Here is a 12,226-nt window from a genome sequence, read left to right on the forward strand (position 1 = left end):
TCGGTTCCTGGTGATCAAATTCGCTTTTCGCCGCCGAGGGCGTCCACCACCTCGGCGAGCAGCTTTGCGAGCTCGCCGGCCATCAGGGTCATGTCCGAATCGAATTTCGCGTCATCGGTCTGCATGGCCTCGCTGCCTTCCTTCAGCACGTCGAGGGGCGCAACGCGTTTGATATCCAGGCCGTCGGTCAGCACGAAGGACACGCGGTCAGCCCAGGTCATAGCGAGGCGGGTGCATTGCTTGCCGGACTGGATGTGTCGGCGGGCGTCGTCGGCGTCGATGGAGTGCTTGACGTAGCGGATGGCCGCGCCGCTTTCACCCGACGAGCGCAGTTCGGTGTCCTGGTCGATGGAGAAATTCGACGGCGCTTCGTCTTCGGCCAGCCAGCCGGTCATGGCCGAGGCGGGCGATTGCGCCACGTACAGGTTTTCCAGCGGGAAGGGATCGATGCACTTGGCCAGCAGGCCGATGACTTCGTCAGCCTTGGAAGAAGCCGCGGCGTCGATCACCAGCCAGCGGTTGCGCGGGTCGATCCATACGCGGGTATCGCGGTACACGCTGAAGGCACGCGGCAGGAGTTCGTCGATGACGCGCTCCTTGATTTCCTTCATCTGCTTGCGGCCGGGCTTGTGGCCTTGCTGCTCTTCGATTTCCTGGGCGCGCGCCTTGGCGACCTGGTTGATGACGGTGGACGGGAGGAGCTTCTTGCCGGCGCGCAGCGTCAGCAGAATCTGTCCGCCCACCGCGTAGGCCAGTCCACCGCCTTCCCGCGGTGGGACCCAGCCGATGCACTGCATTTCCAGGTTGTTGCCCGGCTGGTAGGCCTGGCGGGCCAGGGCGGCTTCCAGATCGTCACCGAACAGGGGCCAGGCGGCGGACAGGCGGTAAATCTTCAGGTTCTTGAACCACATGGGGGAATTGCCTTTTAGATGGAATGGGGAACCCAGCCGATCATGGGTTTCTTGGTGGCTTTGCTGATGACGGGAGCGCCGTTGGCGTCCCGCTTCTCGCCGCGCGCCATGATTTGGAGGCGGGAGGTGCGGTGCATGCGCTGGGAAAGCGTGATGTAGTCGCGGGCAAACTGGGGGGCGTCGAATGCGCCGGAGACCTGGACCGGCTTGGCTTTCGCCAGCAGATATTCCGTTTTGACGGCGATCCAGTCGGCCTCGTCCTTATCCGTAAGGCAGGCGCGGACTTCCTTGGTCATCGTGGCAAGGTGCTTTTCCCAGGCCTTCGCAGCCGCCTTGCGGGCGATAGGCTCGGTCATGCCGAAAACGCAAAATGCGCTCATTTCTGCTTCCTTTTGGCTCGGGGGCGCGCGGGGCGCGGGGAGAGGCCAGCGGAACAGCGACCGGCCCAGATATTGCTGATGGTTTGGGGCGAAACGCCGTAGCACTCGCCCAGGTCGTAGGTGGAAAGCCGGCCGCGCGCGGCTCGGATAAATTCGATTTCTTCGGGCCTGATGGGCTCGGCCTTGGGATCGCTCCACCGGAGGCGGCGGCGCGGCAGCGGAACGGGTGGCATCCACCCGGCGATATCGCGCAGGATGAAATCAATTCCGTTCATACGATGATGCGAAGGAGCCAGCCAAGAACCTGCTGGCCGAAGAGAAGGAATGCCGAAAAGCCCAGGCCGGCACACCACGCCACCAGAGGCGGGATATCCGCGTTCGTGTCCCAGTTGCCCTTGCCTGCGTGGTCGCGGGGGGCGATCAGGCCGCCCAGCTTGCGGCAGACCTTGGCGCCCAGGGCCAGGGGGCGGATGCGGGCCGGGGGCGCGCTTGCGCTGATGGTGTTCATGTCGGGTTCCAGGGATCGGCCGCAGCGTGGCGGCGGGTGAAGTAGTCGCCGATGGGGACCAGGGCCACCGCCACCAGGGCGAGCAGCGCCAGGCCCCACCAGATGGCGGGGATAGTTGAGGGCATGGGGATTTGCGCGGGGTGCGCGGTGGTTGGCTTTGGAGAGCGGGCCGGAAGGCCCGGTGTGTCCTGAAAGTCACTTTCAGCGCCGGTGACGTGGCGGCGCCGGCCCGCTCTCCGAAGCCGCCTTTAGATGAGGGCTACAGGAATTCGGCTTCCTCACATGGCACTCCCGGATATGTGTCTTTTTGCAACAGCGATATCTTTGTGGTGCCAATGAGTCCATAGTGCGCGCAGGGATACTTTTCCCTGCACATCAAGGACTTACATTGAAGATTGAAACTGGTATTGTGAAGTGGTTCAACAACGACAAAGGCTTCGGCTTCATCATGCCGGAGCTGGGCGGTAAAGACCTCTTCGCGCATTACTCTGAGATTCAGGGTAGTGGCCACAAGTCTCTTGAAGAGAACCAGCGTGTGTCGTTCGTCGCCGGCCAAGGACAGAAAGGTCCTCAGGCGACAATGATCAAACCGATTTAAGAACTGGCTGGCTTGCCCTGCGGCAAGCGAGTTGGCACCTAGCAAGTGGGGCCGAATCCTTTGAAACAGGGGATTCGGCCCTTTGGCTTTGGGCGACCGAAAACTACTTGCTGATGGTGTTGCCGAAGTTCAGGACGTCGATCAGTTCTTCAATGAAGCGTACGAGTGCTTCGAGCATGGCATTGCTCCGTGATAGGGTTAGGTGGTTGATGGTGGCCGGCGCTGATCCCGGCATGGCTCCGCACAGCGCGTTCACATCCGCAACATAAATCTGACAAAGTCATCGGCACTCAAGGGACGGGCAACCAAGTAACCCTGGATGGCGTCGCATCCGGCGTCCTTCAACTCAGTTGCCTGATGCTCGGTCTCGACGCCTTCGGCGATGATTTTCATGCCCAGGGAACGAGCTAGACCGACAATGCCTCGAATGACCGCCGAGGCCTTCCCGGACGTTGCCAGCCCTCGAACAAAGGACTTATCGATCTTGAGGGTGTCGACAGGAAGTCGGACCAAGTAGCTGAGACTGGAGTATCCCGCCCCGAAATCGTCAAGCGACATAGACAGGCCGGCTTGCTTGAGGGCGTCAAGTGCCGATATCGCCTTTTCGATGTCGGTCACAAGACAGTCTTCCGTAATTTCAATATGGAGCATGGAGGGTGAAACGCTGTGCCTGCGCGCGATACGGAGAATCCTATCTGTCAGTCCCTCATCTAGAAGTTGTCGAGCCGACAGATTTAAGCTGATAGGCGGTACAGGCACCCCCGCCCGTTGCCATGCCCCGATATGTTGGCAAACTGCATTGAGCAGCCAATCGACGAGAGTGCCTTCGTACTGTGATTCAAGAAGGAGGGCCAAGAACGAGTAAGGCGTCAGCAAGCCGCGCTCTGGGTGACGCCAGCGAAGTAAGGCCTCAGCACCGATTATGGTGGAGTCCTCGATGGCTATTTGAGGTTGGAAGTGAAGCTCGAACTGGTTCTCCGCAAACGCCGCCCGGAGATCCGTCCGTATAGCGACCCGGTCGCGCATGCCTCGGTCGAGTGCGGTGTCGTAGGTGCGCACTTGAAGCCCGCCAGCGGACTTCGCCGCATACATCGCCGCATCGGCATGGCTCAGCAGATCCTCGGCTGATTCACGAGCTTGTCTCAAGAGCGCGACGCCAATACTCGCCGACAGGGAGATTGTTCTGCCGCAAACTTTGAACGGCGTCGCAAGCTCGCCGAGCACCGAGTGTGCGCATGCTTCGGCGGCGCTCCTGGTGGTATTGCGTAACAAGAGGACGAATTCGTCGCCGCCCACGCGCGCGGCGAAGACAGCAGGGCCGAGAACTGTGCGTAGCCGGTTCGAAAAAGCGCGCAAAAGGGCATCGCCGACAGTATGGCCGAACGCGTCGTTAACTTCCTTGAGATGGTCCAAGTCGATAAACAGCACGGCGAGCGAAGCATCGTTTGATGTGCTCGGCGGAACTGCCTCCGAGGCGGCGACCGATAGCATTTCCATGCACTTGCGTCGGTTTGCCAGGCCTGTCAGAAAATCGTGACTAGCCTCAAATTCCAATTGCGCTGCGTGCTGACGCTCTCGCGTGACGTCTCGGAAAAGCACTGTAATCCCGTCATCATGACGAAATGAGCGAGCTTCAAACCAAGTGTCCAGCGGGGCGTAATAGGCAGTGTGGCGTCCAGGGAGCCCGGTTGCGGCTGTTTGCTGATAGGTCGTGTAGTAGCCGGAATTCACTAGGTCTGGGTAGCACTGCCATATCCCGCGTCCCAGCAGATTTTCTCTCTGCTGCTGCAAGTACCGTTCAGCCGTCTTGTTGAGATAGGTGAAACGCCAAGATCTGTCTATCGACATGAATCCGTCGCTCAGGCTATCAAGAATTTCCTCAAGGTGTGCCGGAGCAGGGTGCCGGGCACCGACATCTGTTGGGCGAGCATGACGATGGGCGGTATGTCGTTCCATATTCTGACCTCTGTTCGCGTTGGACCTAAGAGTCGTCCCTGGCGCGAAACATGTGGGTCTGAGAATTTTAATCACCTTTAGCGGTGCTCAAAAATCGGCTGTCCTAGCCCCCGTTCAATGCCGAACTGAATGCGCTACGGTAGGCCGCTCTGCTTTGGCAAGTGCTGACTCGCAGCACTTGCCGAAACCCGCTTTTCAGCGGAATCGGGTTGCCGGCATTCCATCCGGCGTGACCGTTTCTGTTCTTGGCCGTCTACGCCTCACCCTGTTGACCCGTGGACCGCGCTATGGCGGGCTGGATACGGCAGGGGCACCGCGCAGAGCTGCGGCCATGCCCGCAGGTGCGATTGAGCCGGACGAACGCCCCACAGGTGGCGCGAGCAACATCGGCGGCTGGTTGTTAAAGAGCGGTGCTCGCCTTCCCCATTCCGACTTTGTGGCGGTAACGTCTCCCGCTTGAGGCGATGCCCTGACTGCTGGCTGCGGGTCCGTGGGGTGAAGCAGCCATATGCATGGCGTTAAGTGCACTATACATATCAGGCGGAATGAATGTCAAGTGAACTAATCATTTGCGGGGTTGAAAGTGTCTAGCCGGCTGCGCAGGGCGAAAAAAAACCGCCTCTTGGGCGGTCGGTTTTTGTATAGCTGGCTTGCTATCCCCGGCGGTAGTAGCGCCGGTGTTCCATCATGGTGCCAATGATGATGAGCGGTTCTTGCCTGCTGTACAGCGTCGGGAAGTCCTCATTGAGGGGAACGAGTTCAAACACGTCGTTCCCATTGTCGTCAATGCCACGGGGGCGGTACTTCTTGAAGGTCGCTTCGTAGCCGCCATTGCGCGCAACTACGAAATCCCCAGGCTGCGGGCACACTTCCTGGTCTACGATGATCCGGTCCCCCGGCTTGAAGTCAGGGAACATAGACATTCCCGCAATTTCAAGTGCGAATGCGTGTTCCGACAGATCCATGTCGGTTAGCAGGTATTCCAAGGCTTCTCCCGAGAAGGCGGCGCCTATCTCAGTAAGTTCGCCGGCCTGAACGTAGTTTATGAGTGGTACACGCCTCGATCCTATGGATGAGGGGACCACGTTGCTATCAAAATCGGGTGACAGAAGTGCAGCACCTGGCTTCTTGGACCCCTTACCGCTGCCCAGCCAGATCGGATTCACTCCCAGAGCTTGCGCCGCCGCCAAAAGGTTATCGGCGGTCAGTTCTTTCGTGACCCCGTTGAACCAAAACGAAACCGCCCCTCGCGACAGTCCGACGCGGCGGGCAAGTTCCGATTGAGATATTTGGGAATCGGCGAGCGCCTCTCTAAGGCGTTCTTGCAGTGTGCTCATGTTTAGCAGATTAACCGCTTGAATGTTTAGTGTGCTTGCCATATCATTTGTCTAGTTCACTAACCAAATCATCGAGCAAAAGCCGTATGACTAAACAAGAGGCGATTCGGGCATTCGGAAGTGGCGCGGCCTTGGCGCGCGCCCTCGGGCTCACGCGGGGAGCCATTTCGCAATGGCCGATGCAGCTGGATCAGACTCGGGCGGATCGCGTCAGCGGCGCCGCACTTCGACTTGGGAAGCGGCTTCCAAGTGAATGCAGCAAGCCGGAGCCCTCCCATGCATAGCCGTTTCGCGTTGACGTTGCGCGTTGATAGTACCCAGGCTGAGCAAGCCCTGGGCTCGTTGATGGGCCGCTTACTTGAAAAGTTTCCCGAAGCTTCCTTTGATCTGATCCATGACCTGCTTCTTCGCGCTCTCGATAGCGGAGCCATAGGTGCCGGATGCGCCGCAACCCTTGCAGGTGATGGTATCGCTGGTCTTGAGATTCGCCTGGACACCGCCCGGATAGTCGAATTCGTTGCTTCCGCACTTCGCGCAGGACAGGGTAATTGTGTCGCCCATGGTCGGCCCCTTTCGGAATTGATTGGTGTTGAGGAACGCCAATCATATCCGTCTGGGGCAGGCCGCCCCGTAGCGGATGAGCATGTCCCCGGCGACACGGCAACCCCACCTGCGCCCGACGCCATCGTCATCGGTCCCTTGGATGCGTAGGCCATCAATGCAATCCCGCCGGGCTTTGAACCTCCATAGCCCAGTCCATGCGCTCGCGCTCGGCGCACAGCTCACGGAACAGATCCATCACGGCGCTTTCGCTCGGGTCTTTCATGTGTCGCCCCGCAATGTCGCGGGCAGTCTTCAGCAGCTTTTCGGTTTCGGTCATGAATCAGCACTCGCTCTTTGTTCGTAAGGAAGCACACGATGAACACGCAAGCAGTATCACCCGACCAAGTTGAAAGCACCCGCAAGATCGGTGCACGCCTGTATAGCGAAATCTTGCAGCGGCTTGCAGACGTGACGCAGGAGCGTGCAGCCGATTTCATGGGGACCTCGGCGAGCACTGTCAGCCGCATGAAGGAAGACGTGGAGCGCGTGTGCCACTTGTTAGCCGCGATCGACTTTCAGGTGGCACCGAGTGACGCGGTCGTGGTCGACCAGCGCGAGCAGCAGGCCATTGAAAGTCTTGCATTCAAGTACCTACAGGCGCGACAGGAAACATGGAAACGAAAGAGCTGATGACGCGCCGCCCAGCACAAGGCGAGGGCAGCATGCGGACGCGGGGGACTTCTGGGGTACCCGTGCGGGCGCGTGTCGCGCCCACAGGGAGCAAGGGGGCGGCGCTGTCGCGCGCGGCTGCAATGATGTGCAACGGCGCGAAGTTTCAGCGGTGGGTTGTTTCCCGCATCGGCGCCGCCCCTAAGGGCGTGTCCGCGAGCCAGCACGCGGCGCAGTACGTGCGCGACATGTGCGGGATCGCCAGCCGCGCGGAACTGGATCACAACGCCGGGGCCGCGACCTTGTTCCATGAGGCCGTCCGCAAGCCATTCGTCAAGTGGAGCGGCATCTATGGCTGACTGCCTGCATATGTTCAGGGGCTACCGTGTGCCGCAGGAGACGGTGGAGGCGGTCCGCCGGGCCATTATCGAGACGCCGCGGCGGGTCGATGTCCGGGCCTTGCGGGAGGCTGTCGAACCGGCGCTAGTGCCGGTCAACCCCTGGCCCAGCACCACGCGAAGCGAAGCCGCCCGCTGCGCGGTCAGCGCCTTCCTGTTCGACGCAGTTCGGGCCGGCCTGGTCAAACGGCGCGTGAACGCCTGGCAGCTTCCCGCCTGGTGGCGCGTCCGCAAGCCCACGGGGGCGGTATGTCGTTGATGCGCCGGACGCCGCTCAAGCAGAAGACGCCGCTGAAGCGCGGAGCCCCGATGCGCCAGCGCGCCGGCATGAAGGCCGCTGGAAAGCGTATGCCTAGCCGCCGCGCCAAGCCGCGTGCCACCAAGACCATGTATCGCAACCCGGCCTTGCTGGCCCTGGCAGAGGGCATGCCCTGCAAGCTCCAGATCCCCGATGTCTGCATCGGCGGCACGGATACGACTGTGGCTTGCCATTCGAACCAAAGCCGGCACGGCAAGGCCGGTTGGCTCAAGGCGCACGACTGGGCCACCGCCTGGGGCTGCGTGGCGTGCCATGCCTACATCGACCAGAACACCACTGGCGCGACCTATGAGGAGAAGGTCGCGCTGTGGGAGGCTGGATTTCAAGAAACCCGCTTGTCCCTGATCGTGCTGGGCCTCTGGCCCCTTGAGGCCGAGATTGGGTATTTGAGCTTGTATGGAGAGTCGCCATGAGCGTGAAAGTCATGGGGATGGTGTTTGAGCGGTATCCCAACGGCGGCGGGGAGATGATCCTCGCGCTTGCGTTGGCGGACCATTCGAGCGATCAAGGTACGGGGATCTATCCGTCCATCGCGTCCCTGGCCGAGAAGACCCGCCAATCGGTGCGCGCCGTTCAGTACCAGCTGCGCGGCATGGAGAAGGCCGGCTGGTTGATCCTGGTGAATGCGGGTAACGGTGGTCGCAATCAACGTCGCGAGTACCGGATTTCCGAGGCTTGGATAAAGGGTGCAGATTTTGCATCCCTCAAGCCGGCGGATCCGGAACTGGAAAACGGTGCAGATTTTGCACCACCTGAAGCGGCGGAAAAGGGTGCAAACCACGACACAAAGGGTGCAACTGACGACGTAAAGGGTGCAAACGACGACACGAAAGGGTGCAACGGGTTGCACCCGCATATAACCGTCATAGAACCGTCAGAACCATCAAGAACCGTCACAGGCGCGCGCAAGCGCTCGCCGGGGTTCGATCCCATGTGCGTGGAGTTGCCTGATTGGCTGGATGCGGAACTGTGGGGGCGCTGGGCGCGTCATCGTGCACAGCTTCGCAAGCCGCTGACCGAAGAAGCCGCCCGGCAGCAGGTCAAGGACCTGGCGAACTTCCGCCAGCAGGGCCACACGCCGGAAGCTGTCATCGAGCACGCCATCGGCAAAAGCTGGCAGGGCCTGTTCGCACCGAGCGGCACCGCATCCGGGGGCGCGCCGCGTCCCGGCAAGTTCAATCCCACCGACTACGTAAACCGCAATCGAACCTCTGGAGGCCCCGACTATGACGACGGTCGCACAATCGACGTCTGAGCGCTCCGCCTGGGCTGTCCCGCTGGCGAAGCTGGAAGGCATTTCGCTGATCGACCACCTATGGAACCGGCTCTCGGGCACATACGGGGGGCGCTGGCTGAAGGACTTCCCCGACATGCAAAGCATCGAGAATTGGAAGTCGGCATGGGCGGAAGCGTTCGACGAAGAGGGGCTGACGCCGCGCGACGTGGCTGAAGGGCTGCGAGCCTGCCGCCGCATGTTCCCGGACTGGCCGCCCGCCGTGGGCGAGTTCATCCAGGCGTGCCGGCCGGGCCTGATTCCGGAAAACGCTTTCCACGATGCCGTTGCGGGGATGACTGCGCGCCGCCGTGGGGAAATGGGGCAATGGAGCCATCCGGCCGTGTACTGGGCCGCCGTGCGTGTCGGATCCCATGACTTGCTGAACTGCGGGTACTCGGTGATGCAGTCGCGCTGGGAACGTGCCCTGTCGGACGAACTGGGGCGGGGCGAATGGGCGGCCATCCCTGCGCCCGCCGTCGCGTTGCCTGCGCCGGGGGCGACCCATGCTACGCCGGCAGAGGCCGCCAAGGCGCTGGAGGCGATGGGGGCGGGCGCGATCCTGAATCAATCGGGCCGTGATCCGCTGCGCGGGTGGAAGCGGGTGATTGCCGAAACCGAGAACCCGAAGGGCAAGCGCTACTCGCCAGGGATCGTTGCCATGGCGCGCAATGCGCTGCGTCTGGGCGTGGACCAGGGGGCGCAGGCATGAGCGCGATGCAGCGGAACAAGGGCGCGGCCTATGAACGCAAGGTGGCGAACTTGTTGACGGAGGCGACCGGCACGACCTGGCGTCGCCGGGTGCGCAATCAGGCGGGTGATAGCGACGTTGTGGCCGATGAGCCCGCATTTGCGCGGATAAGCGTCGAATGCAAACACGCGAACACGCTTTGCCTGCCGGCTTGGTGGCGTCAGGCCCAGGACCAGGCGGGCGCGGAAGGCGTACCGGTGCTGATCTACAGGCAGACGGGAGCGCGCGGCGAATCCGTGGTGGTGGACGCGCACCACATGAACCCGAAGATTTATCCCATCCGGGGGCGGCACACCGTCACCCTCGGATGGGAAGCAGCAATGCAATGGATGCGGGAGATGCTGCCCGCAAAAGTACCTTATTCCCCGGGAATCATCTAATGGAAAGGGGATTTCCGCGCTGGGTGGAGGACGAGCTTTGGAACTGGTCTCGGTGGTGCTGGCAAGGGGCATGGCCGCATCCGAATCCGAACGTCAAGTGCGCGTCCGCTGAGCGCAATTACCTGGCCCCCACCGAAGAGAGGGACGACGGTGAGGAAGAAGAGCCGCGCCCCATCCCGGTCAATCATGATCACGCCCGGCGGGTCCAGGCTGCGTATGACGGCCTGGTGCTGGTCGAGCAGCGTGTGGTCCAGGCCGAGTATCCGCGACGACACGAGTATGCCGGTCTATCGGCGTCAGAGCGGATGACGAAGGCGTGTCGCCTGCTTGATATAGGTCCGATCTACTACAAGATCGCGTTGGGAACGATGAAGGAAAGAGTGCGGAGGGAGTTCAAGTGAAGTACGCGAGGGAAGTCATCGAGCTGCTGAGTCCGTTCCCTGGGAGGGAGTTTCGAATGGCCGAAATTATTCGCTACATTGCACCTAATGCAAAAGGGACTGATCGAATGCGAGTCCATAAGGGTGTGCTGCGAGCGCTCAGTCAGCTTGTGGAGCAGGGGAGTGTCCGTCACGCGACACCAGGGGCGCAGCGCGGTGAAATATCCGCGTACGCCTGGAGGGAGCATCCCGCCTCGTTGGCGCTGTGCGCAGGATTGAGACATCTGGTGGTGGAGAATTGAGACACCATTTGAGACAATACGTGCGGGCCATTGCGCCCTGAATATTTGTAGCCCCTGGAATTGTCGCCAGGGGCTTTTTTTATGGTTCTTGGTTCAATAGCTTTGCGAGGCCGAAGCGATAGTACGAAATATCGCTCCGAGAATCATACAGCTCGCTGGCCCAGTTCTTGGTTAGAGGGTTGCTATTGGTAGGAAGGCGGAAGTTGGCCGCGGCACTGCGCACTGCTGGGTCGTAAAAACAGCGCTCAAGCTCCGTTTGATCACGCTTAGTTCCCGATAGAGTGCCGAACTTAGCCGCCTCCTTAATCGCTGTTTTCAAGGCTGCCAGGCGTTTCTGTAGTTGAGGAACATCGCTCGTGGCAAGAGTGTGAGGGTTGGCGTCATTCGACAGTGCGTCGAATTCCGCTTCAAAGCGGTCAAACGCCTTCAAAATCTCATTGGCGTCCGACTGGTCTCGTTGAACTGGTGGCGTCATTGCTTCCTCAAGTGATCCGGCCACTGAACGGGCGGAAGATTAGGGTAACGGATTCAATCGTAAGTGCCAACGAAAGCGCATGTCGGCGCACATCGGCCATTCCGACCGTCAGGGCTCCGGTCACAACGATGCGCCATTGCCCGGACAAGCTGGCAAGTGTCCGTAACAACACCAGCAGCGCGCCACGTGACGCTCCCGCAACACCGAGCGGCGGAACGGCGGCGGGGGCGCGCTTCGTACCTTCAGGAGGGGCAGATGCTTGAAATCAAAATCACGTCCAACCTGAAAGCCGTCCTGCGGCGCCTGGATGCATTCACGGCCAAGCAGCTGCCGTTTGCGATGGCGCAGGCCGTCAACGCGACCGCGGCCCGTGTTCAGGCGGCCGAGCAGGCCAACGTCAAGACGACCTTCGACAACCCGACGCCATTCACGCAGAAGTCTGTCGGGGTGAGCAAGGCCCGCAAGTCGTCACCGGTGGCGGTGGTCTACATCAAGAAGATCGCGGCCGCCTACCTGCTGCCCTATGAGACCGGCGGCGTCCACAAGCTGAACAGCCGGGCGCTGCTGAATCCCAAGGGGGTGAGGCTGAATGGCTACGGCAACCTGCCTCGTGCCTCTATGGGGCGCATGAAGGCTAGGCCGGATGTCTATGTAGGCTCGATACGCACGCGCAATGGCCAATCCGTAAACGGGGTATGGCAGCGCGTTGCGCCCAAGAAGGCGCGTGGCGTGAAGGCAGGTGGGCGGCGCCAGGCGGTGACAACTGGACAGCTGGCAAGCCAACAGAACCGAGGTGGGCGCCTGAAGCTATTGATCCGCTTCGGGGATGCGCTTCCCGTCAAGAAGCAGCTGAACTTCGGCGCAACGGCGCGCGAGGTCGTGGAGAGGGACTTCCCCCGCGACTTCGACGCCGCGCTGGCTCAGGCGCTGAAGACGGCCAGGTAGGGGATGGGTCCCCTCTAGGGGGGGCAAGCAACGCGGGCATTGCGCGCCGCGTTTTGGGCCCAGCGCCAAGGTGTGAAAGGTGTTCGCACCTGTTCGCACCG

The 12,226-nt window shown here is 61.2% G+C and carries 21 protein-coding genes; 11 read left to right on the forward strand and 10 right to left on the reverse strand.

Annotated features, from left to right (window positions below; genetic code table 11):
• Nucleotides 1–14: 14 nt before the first annotated feature.
• Genes ACN6PJ_RS22975 through ACN6PJ_RS22995 form a run of 5 tightly spaced genes read right to left on the reverse strand, consistent with a single transcriptional unit; the run spans nucleotide 15 to nucleotide 1,924 of the window.
• The gene (locus tag ACN6PJ_RS22975; protein WP_427998112.1) at nucleotides 15–911 is read right to left on the reverse strand and encodes a recombination-associated protein RdgC; all 897 of its coding nucleotides are present in this window, start codon (nucleotides 909–911) and stop codon (nucleotides 15–17) included.
• 14 nt (nucleotides 912–925) lie between these two features.
• The gene (locus tag ACN6PJ_RS22980; protein WP_088148160.1) at nucleotides 926–1,291 is read right to left on the reverse strand and encodes a hypothetical protein; all 366 of its coding nucleotides are present in this window, start codon (nucleotides 1,289–1,291) and stop codon (nucleotides 926–928) included.
• Nucleotides 1,288–1,566 carry a hypothetical protein gene (locus tag ACN6PJ_RS22985; RefSeq protein ID WP_088148159.1) on the reverse strand — a complete coding sequence of 93 codons (279 nt, stop codon included), beginning with the start codon at nucleotides 1,564–1,566 and terminating at the stop codon, nucleotides 1,288–1,290. The genes ACN6PJ_RS22980 and ACN6PJ_RS22985 overlap by 4 nt, the downstream gene beginning before the upstream one ends.
• Nucleotides 1,563–1,799, reverse strand: coding sequence for a hypothetical protein (locus tag ACN6PJ_RS22990; RefSeq protein WP_427998113.1), 237 nt, complete (start codon nucleotides 1,797–1,799; stop codon nucleotides 1,563–1,565). Before ACN6PJ_RS22990 ends, ACN6PJ_RS22985 begins: the two co-directional genes overlap by 4 nt.
• Complete coding sequence (locus ACN6PJ_RS22995) at nucleotides 1,796–1,924, reverse strand: hypothetical protein (protein WP_254916449.1); 129 nt, start codon at nucleotides 1,922–1,924, stop codon at nucleotides 1,796–1,798. Before ACN6PJ_RS22995 ends, ACN6PJ_RS22990 begins: the two co-directional genes overlap by 4 nt.
• A 263-nt stretch (nucleotides 1,925–2,187) precedes the next feature.
• Between ACN6PJ_RS22995 and ACN6PJ_RS23000 the strand changes: the two genes are divergently transcribed.
• Entirely contained in the window at nucleotides 2,188–2,397 is a 210-nt protein-coding gene (locus ACN6PJ_RS23000; RefSeq protein ID WP_056323411.1) for a cold-shock protein, read from the forward strand.
• A gap of 252 nt (nucleotides 2,398–2,649) precedes the next feature.
• Here ACN6PJ_RS23000 and ACN6PJ_RS23005 read toward each other — a convergent pair whose 3' ends face one another.
• Nucleotides 2,650–4,353, reverse strand: coding sequence for an EAL domain-containing protein (locus ACN6PJ_RS23005; RefSeq protein ID WP_427998114.1), 1,704 nt, complete (start codon nucleotides 4,351–4,353; stop codon nucleotides 2,650–2,652).
• 653 nt (nucleotides 4,354–5,006) lie between these two features.
• Nucleotides 5,007–5,690 carry a LexA family protein gene (locus ACN6PJ_RS23010; protein WP_062681412.1) on the reverse strand — a complete coding sequence of 228 codons (684 nt, stop codon included), beginning with the start codon at nucleotides 5,688–5,690 and terminating at the stop codon, nucleotides 5,007–5,009.
• An 86-nt stretch (nucleotides 5,691–5,776) separates the two neighbouring features.
• Between ACN6PJ_RS23010 and ACN6PJ_RS23015 the strand changes: the two genes are divergently transcribed.
• Complete coding sequence (locus ACN6PJ_RS23015) at nucleotides 5,777–5,974, forward strand: Cro/CI family transcriptional regulator (RefSeq protein WP_427998115.1); 198 nt, start codon at nucleotides 5,777–5,779, stop codon at nucleotides 5,972–5,974.
• A gap of 70 nt (nucleotides 5,975–6,044) precedes the next feature.
• Here ACN6PJ_RS23015 and ACN6PJ_RS23020 read toward each other — a convergent pair whose 3' ends face one another.
• Nucleotides 6,045–6,251 (reverse strand): ECs_2282 family putative zinc-binding protein, encoded by a 207-nt coding sequence (locus tag ACN6PJ_RS23020; RefSeq protein WP_427998116.1) that lies wholly within the window; start codon nucleotides 6,249–6,251, stop codon nucleotides 6,045–6,047.
• Nucleotides 6,252–6,405: 154 nt separating this feature from the next.
• Complete coding sequence (locus ACN6PJ_RS23025; protein WP_278738429.1) at nucleotides 6,406–6,570, reverse strand: hypothetical protein; 165 nt, start codon at nucleotides 6,568–6,570, stop codon at nucleotides 6,406–6,408.
• A 38-nt stretch (nucleotides 6,571–6,608) separates the two neighbouring features.
• Between ACN6PJ_RS23025 and ACN6PJ_RS23030 the strand changes: the two genes are divergently transcribed.
• From ACN6PJ_RS23030 to ACN6PJ_RS23065, 8 genes are read left to right on the forward strand one after another with little or no spacing between them, the layout of a single operon-like run.
• Nucleotides 6,609–6,923 (forward strand): CII family transcriptional regulator, encoded by a 315-nt coding sequence (locus ACN6PJ_RS23030; RefSeq protein WP_278738430.1) that lies wholly within the window; start codon nucleotides 6,609–6,611, stop codon nucleotides 6,921–6,923.
• Entirely contained in the window at nucleotides 6,905–7,261 is a 357-nt protein-coding gene (locus tag ACN6PJ_RS23035; RefSeq protein ID WP_278738431.1) for a hypothetical protein, read from the forward strand. The genes ACN6PJ_RS23030 and ACN6PJ_RS23035 overlap by 19 nt, the downstream gene beginning before the upstream one ends.
• Nucleotides 7,254–7,559: a hypothetical protein gene (locus tag ACN6PJ_RS23040; RefSeq protein WP_278738432.1), complete on the forward strand. Its 306-nt coding sequence runs from the start codon at nucleotides 7,254–7,256 to the stop codon at nucleotides 7,557–7,559. Before ACN6PJ_RS23035 ends, ACN6PJ_RS23040 begins: the two co-directional genes overlap by 8 nt.
• Complete coding sequence (locus ACN6PJ_RS23045; RefSeq protein ID WP_427998117.1) at nucleotides 7,550–8,032, forward strand: nuclease domain-containing protein; 483 nt, start codon at nucleotides 7,550–7,552, stop codon at nucleotides 8,030–8,032. The genes ACN6PJ_RS23040 and ACN6PJ_RS23045 overlap by 10 nt, the downstream gene beginning before the upstream one ends.
• A complete protein-coding gene (locus tag ACN6PJ_RS23050; protein WP_427998118.1) occupies nucleotides 8,029–8,874 on the forward strand; it encodes a helix-turn-helix domain-containing protein in 846 nt (281 codons plus the stop codon). Before ACN6PJ_RS23045 ends, ACN6PJ_RS23050 begins: the two co-directional genes overlap by 4 nt.
• The gene (locus tag ACN6PJ_RS23055; RefSeq protein WP_427998119.1) at nucleotides 8,846–9,604 is read left to right on the forward strand and encodes a replication protein P; all 759 of its coding nucleotides are present in this window, start codon (nucleotides 8,846–8,848) and stop codon (nucleotides 9,602–9,604) included. Before ACN6PJ_RS23050 ends, ACN6PJ_RS23055 begins: the two co-directional genes overlap by 29 nt.
• Nucleotides 9,601–10,023 (forward strand): putative PDDEXK endonuclease, encoded by a 423-nt coding sequence (locus tag ACN6PJ_RS23060; RefSeq protein ID WP_427978793.1) that lies wholly within the window; start codon nucleotides 9,601–9,603, stop codon nucleotides 10,021–10,023. The genes ACN6PJ_RS23055 and ACN6PJ_RS23060 overlap by 4 nt, the downstream gene beginning before the upstream one ends.
• Nucleotides 10,023–10,424, forward strand: coding sequence for a hypothetical protein (locus tag ACN6PJ_RS23065; RefSeq protein WP_278738437.1), 402 nt, complete (start codon nucleotides 10,023–10,025; stop codon nucleotides 10,422–10,424). The genes ACN6PJ_RS23060 and ACN6PJ_RS23065 overlap by 1 nt, the downstream gene beginning before the upstream one ends.
• A 360-nt stretch (nucleotides 10,425–10,784) precedes the next feature.
• Here the strand turns inward: ACN6PJ_RS23065 and ACN6PJ_RS23070 are convergent, their stop codons facing one another.
• Nucleotides 10,785–11,180: a hypothetical protein gene (locus ACN6PJ_RS23070; RefSeq protein WP_427998120.1), complete on the reverse strand. Its 396-nt coding sequence runs from the start codon at nucleotides 11,178–11,180 to the stop codon at nucleotides 10,785–10,787.
• Nucleotides 11,181–11,435: 255 nt separating this feature from the next.
• Between ACN6PJ_RS23070 and ACN6PJ_RS23075 the strand changes: the two genes are divergently transcribed.
• Complete coding sequence (locus ACN6PJ_RS23075) at nucleotides 11,436–12,125, forward strand: hypothetical protein (protein ID WP_427998121.1); 690 nt, start codon at nucleotides 11,436–11,438, stop codon at nucleotides 12,123–12,125.
• The last annotated feature ends 101 nt before the right edge of the window (nucleotides 12,126–12,226 follow it).

This window comes from Achromobacter sp. (assembly GCF_050285585.1).
GTDB lineage: Bacteria > Pseudomonadota > Gammaproteobacteria > Burkholderiales > Burkholderiaceae_B > Achromobacter.